14 protein-coding genes, 1 pseudogene and 2 riboswitches are annotated in these 12553 nt (G+C 66.4%); of the genes and pseudogenes, 12 read left to right on the top strand and 3 right to left on the bottom strand.

Annotation, left to right across the window (positions count from 1 at the left end):
* Positions 1-267: 267 nt before the first annotated feature.
* A riboswitch (glycine riboswitch) is annotated at positions 268-366 on the top strand.
* A riboswitch (glycine riboswitch) is annotated at positions 367-462 on the top strand. It begins immediately after the preceding riboswitch.
* A gap of 50 nt (positions 463-512) precedes the next feature.
* From AC3ANU_RS20425 to AC3ANU_RS20415, 3 genes and pseudogenes are all read left to right on the top strand, one after another.
* Positions 513-2053: pseudogene (locus AC3ANU_RS20425) on the top strand (amino acid permease).
* A gap of 172 nt (positions 2054-2225) precedes the next feature.
* The gene (locus tag AC3ANU_RS20420) at positions 2226-3026 is read left to right on the top strand and encodes a hypothetical protein (protein WP_026266216.1); all 801 of its coding nucleotides are present in this window, start codon (positions 2226-2228) and stop codon (positions 3024-3026) included.
* A complete protein-coding gene (locus tag AC3ANU_RS20415; RefSeq protein WP_488315165.1) occupies positions 3010-3759 on the top strand; it encodes a LamB/YcsF family protein in 750 nt (249 codons plus the stop codon). The genes AC3ANU_RS20420 and AC3ANU_RS20415 overlap by 17 nt, the downstream gene beginning before the upstream one ends.
* A 216-nt stretch (positions 3760-3975) precedes the next feature.
* Here AC3ANU_RS20415 and AC3ANU_RS20410 read toward each other — a convergent pair whose 3' ends face one another.
* Positions 3976-5337, bottom strand: a complete 1362-nt coding sequence (locus tag AC3ANU_RS20410; RefSeq protein WP_478222450.1) for a DUF445 domain-containing protein — start codon at positions 5335-5337, stop codon at positions 3976-3978.
* A gap of 49 nt (positions 5338-5386) precedes the next feature.
* Here AC3ANU_RS20410 and AC3ANU_RS20405 point away from each other — a divergent pair, with 49 nt between their 5' ends.
* From AC3ANU_RS20405 to AC3ANU_RS20375, 7 genes are all read left to right on the top strand, one after another.
* A complete protein-coding gene (locus AC3ANU_RS20405) occupies positions 5387-6286 on the top strand; it encodes a glycerophosphodiester phosphodiesterase (RefSeq protein ID WP_018772223.1) in 900 nt (299 codons plus the stop codon).
* A 7-nt stretch (positions 6287-6293) separates the two neighbouring features.
* A complete protein-coding gene (locus AC3ANU_RS20400; protein ID WP_488315164.1) occupies positions 6294-7679 on the top strand; it encodes a CoA transferase in 1386 nt (461 codons plus the stop codon).
* Positions 7680-7834: 155 nt separating this feature from the next.
* Positions 7835-8296: a DoxX family protein gene (locus tag AC3ANU_RS20395; RefSeq protein ID WP_488315163.1), complete on the top strand. Its 462-nt coding sequence runs from the start codon at positions 7835-7837 to the stop codon at positions 8294-8296.
* A complete protein-coding gene (locus AC3ANU_RS20390) occupies positions 8293-9093 on the top strand; it encodes an AzlC family ABC transporter permease (RefSeq protein ID WP_134165223.1) in 801 nt (266 codons plus the stop codon). The genes AC3ANU_RS20395 and AC3ANU_RS20390 overlap by 4 nt, the downstream gene beginning before the upstream one ends.
* The gene (locus AC3ANU_RS20385) at positions 9090-9401 is read left to right on the top strand and encodes an AzlD domain-containing protein (RefSeq protein WP_488315162.1); all 312 of its coding nucleotides are present in this window, start codon (positions 9090-9092) and stop codon (positions 9399-9401) included. Before AC3ANU_RS20390 ends, AC3ANU_RS20385 begins: the two co-directional genes overlap by 4 nt.
* A 233-nt stretch (positions 9402-9634) precedes the next feature.
* A complete protein-coding gene (locus tag AC3ANU_RS20380) occupies positions 9635-9772 on the top strand; it encodes a hypothetical protein (protein WP_223993586.1) in 138 nt (45 codons plus the stop codon).
* A gap of 81 nt (positions 9773-9853) precedes the next feature.
* Positions 9854-10234 carry a hypothetical protein gene (locus tag AC3ANU_RS20375; protein ID WP_488315161.1) on the top strand — a complete coding sequence of 127 codons (381 nt, stop codon included), beginning with the start codon at positions 9854-9856 and terminating at the stop codon, positions 10232-10234.
* 81 nt (positions 10235-10315) lie between these two features.
* On the opposite strand, the gene AC3ANU_RS20370 is transcribed toward AC3ANU_RS20375, so the two are convergent.
* On the bottom strand, positions 10316-10540 hold the full coding sequence (locus tag AC3ANU_RS20370) for a hypothetical protein (protein WP_018772216.1): 225 nt from the start codon (positions 10538-10540) through the stop codon (positions 10316-10318).
* A 97-nt stretch (positions 10541-10637) separates the two neighbouring features.
* Entirely contained in the window at positions 10638-11297 is a 660-nt protein-coding gene (locus AC3ANU_RS20365) for a TetR/AcrR family transcriptional regulator (RefSeq protein ID WP_144601442.1), read from the bottom strand.
* 124 nt (positions 11298-11421) lie between these two features.
* Here AC3ANU_RS20365 and AC3ANU_RS20360 point away from each other — a divergent pair, with 124 nt between their 5' ends.
* Positions 11422-11745 (top strand): thiamine-binding protein, encoded by a 324-nt coding sequence (locus AC3ANU_RS20360; RefSeq protein WP_488315160.1) that lies wholly within the window; start codon positions 11422-11424, stop codon positions 11743-11745.
* A gap of 86 nt (positions 11746-11831) precedes the next feature.
* Positions 11832-12521, top strand: a complete 690-nt coding sequence (locus AC3ANU_RS20355; protein WP_056389630.1) for an O-methyltransferase — start codon at positions 11832-11834, stop codon at positions 12519-12521.
* Positions 12522-12553 lie beyond the last annotated feature (32 nt).

Here is a 12553-nt window from a genome sequence, read left to right as displayed (position 1 = left end):
TTCGGCTCACAAGGTACCGGGATAGACTCGTCCGTGGCAAATCGGGCGGCTTCCGTGCGGGGCTCGAGGGGCACGTGACGCCGTTCTTCCCCGCTTGTGTCGGGAGGGGTTTGACATTCGATCGTGACGGACACCACACTGAACCCCGGGAATGGCGCCGCCGGTGGCTGGCTCAGCGTATCCGGAGCAGCCCACCAGTCGGCGCCTGTCCCATTGCATGACCGGCCGTGGCCCAAAAAGCCTGCGGCTTCCAACTGAATACGCCTTCGACCTGCGGCGGGAGAGCCCTGCCGGGTACATCCAGCAGGCGCCGTAGGAGCAAACCCTCCCCAGGAAACTCTCAGGCCCACGTACCGCCGCGGACAGGCAACTCTGGAAAGCAGCCGGGCATGACCCTGGCTCACCGGCGGTGCAAGCGGCTTTTGCTGCGGAAACTCTCAGGTCCACTACAGAGCGGGGAGGAACCAAATCTTTTGCGGCACCCAAAAGCCGCTTTATCGATGGAGTTCCTCATGGCGATTCATCCCCCCACGTCCAACGGCGAACCAGCCCGCAGCCAAGGCGCTGCCACGGCAGCCCGCAGCGAGCCTCCCCACCTGGAGCGGCAGCTCACCAACCGGCATATCCAGCTCATCGCCATCGGCGGCGCGATCGGCAGGGCCTGTTCATGGGTTCCGGCAAGACCATCTCCGCGGCCGGCCCATCCGTGATCTTCGTATACATGATCATCGGCTTTATGCTTTTCTTCGTCATGCGGGCCATGGGTGAACTGCTGCTCAGCAACCTGAACTACAAGTCCTTCAGTGATTTCGCCGCCGATCTCCTGGGGCCGTGGGCCGGATTCTTCACCGGCTGGACGTACTGGTTCTGCTGGGTGATCACCGGAATCGCCGACGTCATCGCCATCGCAGGGTACTCAAAGGAACTTTGGCCGGCGCTGCCACTTTGGATCCCGGGCCTGGCCACGGTGGGCATCCTGCTCCTGCTGAACCTCGCCACCGTCAAGGCGTTCGGCGAGACCGAGTTCTGGTTCGCCCTCATCAAGATCGTCGCCATCGCAGCCCTGATCATCGTGGGACTCTTCATGATCTTCACCGGTTTCCAGAGCGACGCGGGCACCGCAAGCTTCACCAACCTGTGGAGCCATGGCGGGTTCTTCCCCAATGAGTTCATGGGCTTCGTGGCCGGATTCCAGATCGCAGTCTTCGCCTTCGTAGGCATCGAACTGGTGGGAACCACCGCCGCCGAGGCCAAGAACCCCGAGCGCACGCTGCCCAAGGCCATCAACGCCATCCCCGTCCGCGTGCTGCTCTTCTATGTCGGTGCGCTGGTCATCCTGATGGCGGTCACCCCGTGGACCCAGTTCGCCGCCGGCCACAGCCCCTTTATCGGGATGTTCTCCCTGGCCGGCCTCGGCGCCGCGGCCACGGTGGTCAACCTGGTGGTCCTGACTTCGGCGATGTCCTCCGCGAACTCCGGCATCTACTCCACGTCCCGCATGGTCTTCGGCCTGGCCCAGGAAGGCGACGCCCCCGGTATCTTCAGCCGGCTCTCCACGAGGAAGGTGCCCAGCAACGCGCTGTTCCTGTCCTGCGTCCTGCTGCTGTCCGGCGTCGTACTCATGTATGCCGGCCAGGATGTCGGCATGGCCTTTGAAATGGTGACCACCGTGTCTGCGGTCTGCTTCGTCTTCGTCTGGTCGATCATCCTCGCCAGCTACATCTCCTTCCGGCGCCGCCGGCCGCACCTGCATGCGGCGTCGAAGTTCAAGATGCCCGGTGGCATTCCCGCCGTGTGGGTGGTGTACGCATTCTTTGCCTTCGTCCTTTGGGCCCTTACCACCCAGCCCGACACTCTCGTTGCACTGCTGGTAACCCCCATCTGGTTCGTCATCCTGGGCGTGGCTTGGGCCATCCTGCGGCGCCGTCCCGCCCACCTGGCCCGCTTCGAGGTCTTCCGTGCCGAGCTTCAGGCAGACCAGGCCACTGCCGCGCGCAGCGGCGGCCAGGACGCCGGGGCGGCGGGGCGCGAGGTCCAGCAGGCCGGGAAGTAACGTCCGACGGCGGGTTGCAGCGGCGGCGGTGAGGTGCAGGTACCGCATCCTGCCGCCGCAGCCCGCCGGACGAAGCCACGGCCCGGAAGTTAAGCATGCTTAGTGTCTATCCACATAGGATGGAAAGGCACGGCAGCCTAGCCGCTGCAGGTCGATTTGAATGAAGGTGACCATGGCCCGGCGCAGCAACCCCGCAGTACGCATCGCACAGGAAACCGCCCACAACGCAATGTTTGACGCCGAGGGCAAGCCCAAGCCCGGCGTCCACAACATGCTCCTGAAAGCAGTGCAGATCCAGCGGCCCCTGGTGGTTGGCTACATCCGCAGGCTCCAGAAGAGGCATCCGCGGGCGACGGCCGCGCAGCTGGCGGACATCGCAGAGCGCGACTACCTGCGGGCTGTTGCCGGAGGGGGAGCCCTGGTGGGTGCCACCGCCGTCGTCCCCGGCGTTGGAACCGTGGCGTCGCTGGGACTTTCCGCAGCCGCCACCGTTGGCTTCCTGGAAGCCACAGCCCTGTACGCAACATCGCTGGCTGAACTGCACGGCATCCGTCTGACCAACCCGGAAAAGGCCGGCACCATGGTCATGGCCATCATGCTCGGCGAGGAGGGCACCGCCCTGCTGGGCACGCTCAGCGGCCAGGCATCCGGCGGCGCCACCAACACCTGGGGCAACGCGCTGTCCAAATCCATGGTGGTGCCGGGTTTCGGCAGCGTCCGGAAGAGGATCCAGCATGCCTTCCTCAAGAACCTGCTCAAGCGCCAAGGGACTGCCTTGTTCGGGCGGGCCCTCCCGTTCGGCATAGGGGCCGTTGTCGGCGGAGCCGGTAACCTCGTGATGGGCCGTGCGGTGGCCAAGAATGCCCGGGAGGCGTTCGGGCCGATGCCGGACACCATTCCCGGGGAGCTGACTTCCGCTGCCGGGCCGGACAACCTGACGCTGGAAGGCAACATCATTGGATCTCAACGCTGACGTAGGCCAATCATTCGGCTCCTGGACCGCGGGAGGCGATCCGGCGATGCTCCAGCTGGCAACCAGCGCCAACGTAGCCTGTGGCCTCCACGCGGGGGATCCCGTCACCATGCTCGACAGCTGCAGGGCCGCGTACGAACTTGATGTCACCGTCGGTGCGCACCTGGGCTACCGGGACCTGGCCGGCTACGGGCGCCGCATGCTTGGCATGAGCTTCGACGAGCTCTTCGGGGACGTGCTGTACCAGCTGGGCGCGCTCGACGGGGTTGCGCATGCCGTGGGCGCCTCCGTGGACTATGTGAAGGCGCATGGAGCGCTGTACGACACCACGATCCATGACGCCGAACAGGCCTCCGCCGTAGTGGCTGCGGTCAACGCCTACGATCCAGGCCTTCCGTTCCTGGGCTTCCCGGGCTCGGAGCTGCTGAAGCAGGCCAAGGAAGCCGGGCACCCGGTGTTCGTTGAGGCTTTCGCCGACCGTGCCTACCTCGCCGACGGCAGCCTGGTGCCGCTCTCCGAGGACGATGCCGTCCTGTACGACGTCGATGCGGTGGTCGAACGGGCCGTCCGCCTGGCCACGCAAGGCGAAGTGGTTGCCGTGGACGGATCCGTAATTGCGGTACGGCCCGACTCCCTGTGCATTCACGGTGGGACCCCTGACGCCGTAGAAATGGCGGCCCGGATCAGGGCAGGACTTGAGGGCGCAGGCGTCGCACTGGAGTCCTTCGCCTAGGAGCCTGCAGCCGTACGGCGGGCCGACTCCATTCCAACAATCCGAGCGTCACTCCAGCCCTCCGTGCCGCCGTCGTACGCCTTATCGACACGCACATTCCTTTTCGCACCCCAAATATCCCGAGCGAAAAGGAAGATGCGCAGCGCCAAGATGAATCTGCAGCGAAAAGGAAGATGCGCAGCGCCAAGTCCACCCGGGACCTACAGCAGCGGAAAACTACCCAAAGATCAGCTGTGCCACCGTGAAAATCCCCAGCCCGGCCAGGGACCCCACCACGGTGCCGTTGATGCGGATGAACTGCAGGTCCTTACCCACCTGGAGCTCGATCTTCTGCGAGGTTTCCTCGGCATCCCACCGAGCCACGGTGTCCGTAATAACGCCTGCGATGTCCGAACGGTAGGTGCGGACCAGGTACCCGGCGGCGTCACCGATCCATGCGTTGACCTTCCCGGCCAGTTCGGGGTCGTCCACGAGCCGTGACCCAAAATCGCGCACCGCAGCCTTGAACTTGATGGTGAGTTCGCTGTCCGGATCATCCACGGCGCCCAGCAGCGCGTTCTTGACCGTTCCCCAGGTCCGCGAGGCCAGTTCGCGCACTTCGGGGTCGCCCAGGACCTGCGCCTTGATGTCTTCCGCGCGCGCAATCATCGCGGGGTCATGCTGCAGGTCCTGTGCCAGGTCGTTGAGGTACTTGTCGATTGACTGCCGCACCTGGTGGCGGGGGTCAGCCTGGACGGCACGGACGAACTTCAGGATCTCGATATAGACCTTGTCGCCCACCAGTCCGTCCACGAACTGCGGAACCCACGTGGGGGAGCGGTCGGACACCAGGCGGGTGACGGTTTCGTGGTTGTCGTCCACCCAGTCCGCCGCGCGGTCCACCAGCAGGTCCACCAGCGTGTGATGGTGCCCGTCATGGAAGATGCGCTCCGCCAGCCTGCCCACGGGAGGTCCCCACGGCGGGGTGAGCAGATGCTTGCGCACCATGCCCTCGATGACGGCCTGGACGTCGTCGTCATTCAAAACCTTGAAGGCGCCGCGGATAACGGCAGCTCCCTCCTTGGCCACGCGTTCGGCACCACCAGGGCCGGCCAGCCAAACGCCGGCCCGCCGCGCGATGTTGACGCTGGCCAGCTTCTCCTGGACCACCTGCTCGGAGAGGAAATTGGTCTCCACGAACTCGCCCAGCGAGGCCCCGATCTGGTCCTTCCGGCGGGGAATGATGGCGGTGTGGGGAATCTTGATGCCCATGGGGTACTTGAACAGGGCCGTCACGGCGAACCAGTCGGCCAGCGCGCCCACCATTCCGCCCTCGGCCGCCGCGCGCACATACTGCAGCCACGGGTAGTCCTTCTGCAGCGCGAACGCAAAGACAAAAATCACGGCCATGGCGATCAGCAGGCTCAGCGCCAGCAGCTTCATCTTCCGCAGCGCTGCCGCTTTCTCGGCGTCGCCGGCACCGGGCTGGCGGCTTACGACGGCGCCTGCCGCCACAGTGCCAGGGCGCACCTGCTGTGCGGCCTCGGCGGGGGGATCCTGCCTGGTTGGCCCAGTAGTTGCCTCAGAGTTCACCTGCATGTGCCAAGCCTAGCCCCGAAGGCGGGGGCCGGTCGGCTACCGTGTGTCCATGACAATTGACGAGTCAGTGCCGCAGCGGCCGCTGGTCTTTGCCCATCGTGGTTCCAGCGGCGCATACGCCGAACACACCCGGGCCGCCTACCTGCAGGCATTGGCTGACGGGGCCGACGGGGTGGAGTGCGATGTCCACCTCACCCGGGACCAGCACCTGGTCCTGCTCCATGACGCCAACCTGGACCGGACGTCGGACGGGACCGGGCCGGTGGCTGAACGGACCCTGCGCGAGCTGCACCAGCTGGACTTCTCATCCTGGAAGGGGGTCCGCATTCCCGAAGAGTATGGAGCACGTTCGGAACAGCTGCTGACCCTCCCGGAGCTGCTGGACATCCTCCGCGGGGCGGGCCGCCCGGTGAAACTCGCCATCGAGCTCAAGCATCCCAGTCCCTACCAGCTCAAACTGGAGGACCGCGTGCTGGAGGTGCTCCGCAGCGAGGGCTGGGACCCGCAAAGCTCCACCGTGGACAACGTGGCCGTGACCTTCATGAGCTTCAGCCCGGACTCGGTCCGCCACCTGCTCCAGTCCGTCCCGCCGCAATACATCTGCCAACTGGTGGACGACCTCACCATCCATGAGATCCGCGGCGGTCTGGGCCTGGGCCTCATTACGGGGAGCGCCGTCGCCAACCTCATGAAGGCCACCCAGCTGGAGGGTGAACGGATCCTGGACGACCGGGAAGTAGGAATGGCCGGCCCCGGCATCGACTACGTCAGGGAGCGCCCGGCCACAATCCGCCGATGGCTGGACTCCGGGCGGCGCTTCCGGGTGTGGACCGTGGACTCCCCGGAGGATGTGGCACTTTGCCAGGAGCTGGGCATCCACGAGATCACCACCAACGTGCCGGCCCGCGTCCTGGACCAGCTCCACGCAGCCTCTCCGCAGGGAAAGTAGGGCGGACGTGGACGCGCACCACGTCAATCCGCTCCCGTATTCGCCCCGACGCTGGTGGGCCGGCGCCCTCGACGTCGAAGGCCTGGCACTGTACTCGGTGGGAGCCGCGGCGGAAGCGCTGAACGTGTATGCGCGCACGCCCGGCCGGTTCAGCACTACGCCGGCGCTTACCGCGGCTGCCTTCGATTCCTTCGGCCACCTGCGGATTGCCGGACGCAAGCCACAGGGATTCGCGCCCCTGTCGGGCTTCCGGCAGACCCGCGATGGCTGGATCCGGCTCCACGCCAACTACCCGCACCACGAGCAGCGGCTGCTGCGCGCCTTGGGAGCCGCCTCCGCGGAAGGGGCGGAACAGGCTCTTCGTTCCATGGCGGCGCTTGAGGCTGAGGCCGCCATCCAGGGCCACGGCGGGATCGCTGCGGCCGTGAGGACGCGTGACGAATGGCTTGCGTCCGGCATGGGCCGGGCGGCGGGATCCGGACCCTGGATTGCCGTGGAGCATACCGACGGCACCACGGCCGGTCTGGGACTGCAGGACTTTGCCGCGGCGGCTACTACGGCAGGCGGCGAGGGCATCGGTGGCGGCCACAAACCGCCGCTGGAGGGGCTGCGGGTCCTGGACCTGACCCGGGTGATTGCAGGGCCGGTGGCCACCCGCCTGCTTGCAGCATTGGGAGCCGACGTCCTGCGGATCGACCCGCCAGCCTTCCCGGAAATCGAAGACCAGTTCGTGGACACCGCGTTCGGCAAGCGCAGCGCGGAAGCCGATCTGGGGCTTCCGCAGAACCAGCACAGCCTCCAGCAGCTCCTGGCCCGCGCCGACGTCGTGGTCACGGGTTACCGGCACGGCGCCCTGGACCGTTTCGGGCTCAACCCGCGGGAACTGCTGGCCTCGCACCCTCGGCTGGTGGTGGTCACCCTCAACAGCTGGGGGAGCGCCGGGCCATGGAGCGGTATGCGCGGTTTTGACAGCATTGTCCAGGCCGCCTGCGGAATCGCGCACGTGTACGGGAAGGACAATGACGACGGCGGGTGGCGCCCGGGTGCCCTGCCTGTCCAGGCGCTGGACCACGCCACAGGATACGGGGTGGCTGCGGCGGCCGTCCGCCTCCTGGACCGACGCCGGGAGGCTGGGATGGGTGCCTGTGCGCAATTGTCCCTTGCCCGCACCGCCGAGGAACTGTTTTCCCTTCCAATGGGCACCGAAGCAGGGGACACCGAACCAGGGGTCACTGACGGCCCGGCAGAGCTACCCGGACCCCACCACAACTCCATGGACAGCACCTACGGGCAGCTCCGCTACGTCGGTCCACCGTTGCTGGACGCGGGCCGGCCGGTGGACTACCTGTCCCCGCCGCCCCCGTATGGAAGCTCTCCGCCCGCCTGGAATTGAGGGACCTTGCCTCACAGGCCGGTTTCTGGCGGCCACCGTGGCTGTGATTGAGTGGTTCCATGCCTCTTCCCTGGTCCGGTCCTGCAGTCAGGGGCTTGTCCGTACCGAACTTTTCCCTTCAGGGCCCCGCCGTTCAGACTCTGTCCGCGGCTGCCATGGGAGCCCTCCTGCTGGCCAGTGCGGGCAAGCACTTCAGGGATCCCGGCTTCTACCGCGACGTCGTTCCGGACTACCTCTGCCGCCGGGACGCGGAACCGGATCCGGAACCCGGTGCGGCCCACACTGCGGTCCCCAACCATCCTGTGCCCAACCATCCCCTGGCCGTCCTGTCCCGGGATGAGTGGATCGCCGTGAGCGGACTGCTGGAGCTGGCAGCCGCCGTCGGAATCCTCCTCCCGCCCACCCGGAAGCTGACCGCCACCGCCCTCACAGCGATGTTTATCGCATTCCTGGCGGGACACGCTGACGCACTGGCGAAGGCTTACGGTCCGCAGGGTACGCCCCGCCGGCGGAAGATCCACACCGTGCGGTTGCCGCTCCAGGCACCGTTGATCCTCTGGGCCTGGAGCCTCCGGAAGCCCATCCAAAAGGCACGCAAACCTGGAGGCTGGGTGTGAAACTCCTGGCCTCGCCGGCGGTCAGGGTGGGGATTTCCATCAGCATCGCCACCGGCCTTTACGGGGTGTCCTTCGGAGCGCTCGCAGTGACCTCCGGGCTCAACCTGTGGCAGACCATGGCCCTGAGCCTGCTCCTCTTCAGCGGTGGTTCGCAGTTCGCGTTTATCGGTGTGGTGGCAGGTGGAGGTTCGGGCATCGCCGCAATGAGCGCAGCAACCCTGTTGGGCATGCGCAACGGCATCTACGGCATGCAGTTGAACGCACTGCTGCGGCCCACCGGCTGGCGCAAGTTTGTCGGCGCGCAGCTGACCATCGACGAATCAACGGCCACCAGCACGGGCCAGACGGACCCGGCCGAGCAGCGGCGGGGATTCTGGACTGCAGGGATCGGCGTCTACGTGCTGTGGAACCTCTTCACCGCCGTGGGCGCGCTCGCCGGGAGCGGACTGGGCGATCCCAAGCAATGGGGGCTCGACGGTGCCGCGGTGGCCGCCTTCCTGGCGTTGCTCTGGCCGAGGCTTAAGGGCCGCGAGCCCATTGCCATCGCGGTGGTGTGTGCGGTGGCCACCGTTGTCGCCGTTCCCTTCGTGCCGGCGGGGGTGCCCATCCTGGTGGCCGCCCTGGTGGCCGCGCTGGTGGGCTGGTTCAGCCACGGCCGGCGCGACGAGGGCCTTGAGCCGGACGTCGAGCCCTATGGCGGACACCGTGACCATCACCCTGGCCGGCAGCAGGACGCAAGCCGCCCGTATCCGGGTGCGCAGGGGAGCGAAGGCACGGATCCGGGGGCAGGAGCATGAGCCTGTGGATCTGGCTGTTTCTTGCCTGCGCGCTGGCGTACGCCTGGAAGATCGTGGGCTACTTCGTGCCCGCCAGGTTCCTCGAGGACCCGCGCACATCCCGGGTTGCGGGCACCATGACCATCGGCCTGCTGGCCTCCCTTACCGTGGTGAATGCCGTCGTGTCTGGCCAGGGACTCGCGGCTGACGCCAGGCTGGGGGCGCTTGCCGCGGCCGCACTCGCGCTGGCGTTCCGCGCACCCTTCCTGGTGGTGGTCATCGCCGGGGCCGGTACCGCTGCCCTGCTGAGGGCATTGGGCTGGAGCTAGTTTGGCAGGCGTCTGCATAAATTAGTGATGCGGGTCACTTCCCCGGCTCGGCGGCGGCTGTACTATGAAATCGGCTTATGCAGTTGGCCATGGCATTCCTACGAACGGCGACCATGGAAAATCAGCTGTATCCCGCAGGCGGCTTGGCGGGCAGACCCCGCCACAAGGACGCCCGACGGCGGGCAGGCCTCCCAGCCAAACGCTTCTTCAGACGCTTTTCCCGCCTTTCAGACGTGCCGGAAGAGGACCTGGAAATTCTCGCCCAAAGGCTCCGGGAGGCATTCGACCTGGACCCGTCGTCGTCCGTTCCAGCGCTGCAGGCCCTGGTGCGTCAGGAACTCCGCAAGCGGGCAGACGCGGGCAACGCCTAGCGGGCCAGCATCGCGGGGCCAGGTGTGGTGGACTGGAGGAGATGCAGCCCACACCAGGCGGCCACCAAAGGAGGAATCGAGATGGACGAACAGTCACGGCCTGATAAGCCGCAGGACGGCCAGGGCACAGAGGACACCGAAGGGAAGGCTGGGGAAGCGCGCAGCGCCGGAATTCCTGCCGCTGAGCAAACCGGCAAGCTGCGGCCCGCCTACCTGGACCCCCGCGGCTCCGAGGCAACGCGTGAATTACGGGACACTGCACGGCGGCGCCGGGATGCCGAGGAGAAACTCCAGCAGCACCTGATGGAGGCGAAGCACCACATCCCCAACGAGTTCCATGAGCACCATGACCACGAACCCCAGTCACACGGGCATCCTGAGCCAGGACAGCCATCAGAACAGCCCCGGCCCGGCACCCAAGGCGGAGAAACCGGCACTGGAGAAAACGGGGAAAATCCCTGACGGAACGCTCCCGATACCGGGGAAACACTCCTGACAGCCGGGCAGCGCCGGCCGGCTGTCAGGGGCTCGATACAGCGGTAGCTACGCCACGCCGTGGGCTGCGCCGTCGGGCGAGACCGACCTGCGGCAGCTTTCTTCCACGCCCATCTCGTACCACACCTGCGCGCCGAACTCGGGCTCGGGGGTATCAAGGTTTTGGTACAGGGCGTCAAGCAATTCGACGAGTTCCGCGGTTGTCAGCGCAGGGAGGACTTCTTCCGGCCCGCGGGCGTCAGTGAGGTAGTGGAAGAGTTTTGATCTGGTCATCGCAGCGCGGCGGTTGCAGGGTGGATACGCAGGAAAAGTTCCATGGGTCGCTCCATCTCGGACTATTCGAGGCTGGCTGCCTAACCCCGCTCTGAGTTTATTGCACGTGTTGTGTGCCGACAATGGTGCCCCCGGGGATGCCGGGTGCGGCAGCAGGGACGGGCACCAGCACGGGAAGCGGGCGTGGCGGGCGGACCGTACGGATGGCGTCCTCGACCAGTGCCAGCGGACGGCGCCATGCATCGGAGCCCGGCTCCATGGTGTCGACAACGCCGATCAGCATGGCCAGCAGCCGGAACATGTCCGTCATGGTGATGTCCGTGCGCAGGCTTCCCTGGCCTTGCCCGCGCACCAAAAGGATGCTGATCGACTCCATGAGGGACCCGGTAATGCCGGTGAGGAGTTCGCGCCGGCCCGCCACAGCGCACAGCAGGTTGGCGTCGTCGCTTGCCGCAGCCATCAGGGCCTCGAGCACGCGCAGCAGCCCGGCAGCGGCATCGATATCGGCCAGGGCGCCGTCCATGACGGGATCCACGGTAAGCCGGAGCTGCCGGTTCAGTGCCGCCAGGACCAGTTCTTCCTTGTCCGCGAAGTTGCGGAACAGGGTTGCGGGGCCAACGCCCGCGGTGGATGCGATGGTTTGGAGCGGTACTTCCGGGCCGAACTCCCGGAAGCACTGGCGCGCCGCCGTGATGATTTTGTCCACGTTCCGCGCTGCGTCTGCGCGGAGGGGCTTACGGGCGACTGCGAGGCTCATGCCCAAAAGGGTAGCAACGGAGTCTTCGGCCACCATGGTTACTCCGGGGTAGGAGCTTATGTGACGGCGCGCTCCCGCGTTTGGGCCTGCGGCAGTCCGGGGACCGCGTGCGAAACTTGGAGGCATGTTGCTTGCATTTTCTGTTGCTCCGTCAGGCGTTTCCAGCGAAGGTTCCCGGCCAAACGATGCGTCCGTGCACGACGCCGTTGCAGCCGCCGTGAAGATCGTCCGGGAATCCGGGCTGCCCAACCAGACCGATTCCATGTTCACCACCATTGAGGGTGAGTGGGATGAAGTGTTCGACGTCGTAAAGCGCGCCACCGAGGCGGTCGGACGCTACGGCAGCCGCGTCTCACTGGTGATCAAGGCCGACATCAGGCCCGGTTACAGCGGCGAGTTGACGGCAAAGGTGGACCGCCTCGAAAACGCCCTGGCCCAGGAGTCCTAAGCCTGTCCTGCGCCTCCGCGCCGGGGCTGGCGTGGGCCCGGCTGAAGTGTCTGGACCGCCGGAACGCCGCGTGCCAAACTGTGCCCATGTTCGAGCACAAACCCCGGCCGGAATGGATTGCCACCGAGGAGTTCCTGTCCCGCACTGTGGTGCATCCGGACGAGGCGGTCCAGCAGGCCATCCGCACTGCGGCTGACGCCGGCATGCCGGCCATTGAGGTGGCGCCAAACGCCGGGAAGCTCCTGAAGCTCCTGGTCCAGTTGTCCGGCGCCCACCGCATCCTGGAGATCGGGACCCTGGCGGGTTACAGCACCATCTGGATGGGCCGCGGCCTTCCCCACCACGGCAAGCTCGTCACCTGCGAATACCTGCCGCAGCATGCAGAAGTGGCGTGGGCCAACATCGACGCCGCCGGCCTGGGTGAAAGGGTGGAAATCCGGCTGGGCCCCGCGCTGGAAACCCTGGCTGCCCTCGAGGAAGAGGACAGGGAGCCGTTCGACTTCATCTTCATCGACGCCGATAAGCAAAACAACAGCCGCTACCTCGACTGGGCCGTCAAGCTGGGCAGGCCGGGTGCGGTGGTGGTCCTGGACAACACGATCTGGGAAGGGGCCGTCCTGGACCCGGACATGGACCCGGTCAACGCGCCAGGAATCATCGACGCACTCCGGCTGCTCGGCAACCACCCGCGCCTGGACGCCACTGTCATCCAGACGGTGGGTTCCAAGGGGTGGGACGGGTTCGCGCTGGCGCGCATCCTCCCGCAAAAACAGTAAGTAAGCTGTGGAGATGCGTCCGGCGCAGTGCC

Source organism: Arthrobacter sp. SDR-2R (assembly GCF_057747955.1).
The sequence above is the reverse complement of the archived record's forward strand: the minus strand, read 5'-3'. Positions and strand labels throughout refer to the sequence as shown.

Excerpts from the sequence above, each read along its gene's own strand:
- AC3ANU_RS20385 (WP_488315162.1), top strand. The coding sequence starts at position 9,090 with ATGAGCCTGTGGATCTGGCTGTTTCTTGCCTGCGCGCTGGCGTACGCC.
- AC3ANU_RS20375 (WP_488315161.1), top strand. The coding sequence starts at position 9,854 with ATGGACGAACAGTCACGGCCTGATAAGCCGCAGGACGGCCAGGGCACA.
- AC3ANU_RS20355 (WP_056389630.1), top strand. The coding sequence starts at position 11,832 with ATGTTCGAGCACAAACCCCGGCCGGAATGGATTGCCACCGAGGAGTTC.
- AC3ANU_RS20420 (WP_026266216.1), top strand. The coding sequence starts at position 2,226 with ATGGCCCGGCGCAGCAACCCCGCAGTACGCATCGCACAGGAAACCGCC.
- AC3ANU_RS20365 (WP_144601442.1), bottom strand. The coding sequence starts at position 11,297 with ATGAGCCTCGCAGTCGCCCGTAAGCCCCTCCGCGCAGACGCAGCGCGG.
- AC3ANU_RS20395 (WP_488315163.1), top strand. The coding sequence starts at position 7,835 with ATGGGAGCCCTCCTGCTGGCCAGTGCGGGCAAGCACTTCAGGGATCCC.
- AC3ANU_RS20410 (WP_478222450.1), bottom strand. The coding sequence starts at position 5,337 with ATGCAGGTGAACTCTGAGGCAACTACTGGGCCAACCAGGCAGGATCCC.
- AC3ANU_RS20360 (WP_488315160.1), top strand. The coding sequence starts at position 11,422 with ATGTTGCTTGCATTTTCTGTTGCTCCGTCAGGCGTTTCCAGCGAAGGT.
- AC3ANU_RS20370 (WP_018772216.1), bottom strand. The coding sequence starts at position 10,540 with ATGACCAGATCAAAACTCTTCCACTACCTCACTGACGCCCGCGGGCCG.
- AC3ANU_RS20405 (WP_018772223.1), top strand. The coding sequence starts at position 5,387 with ATGACAATTGACGAGTCAGTGCCGCAGCGGCCGCTGGTCTTTGCCCAT.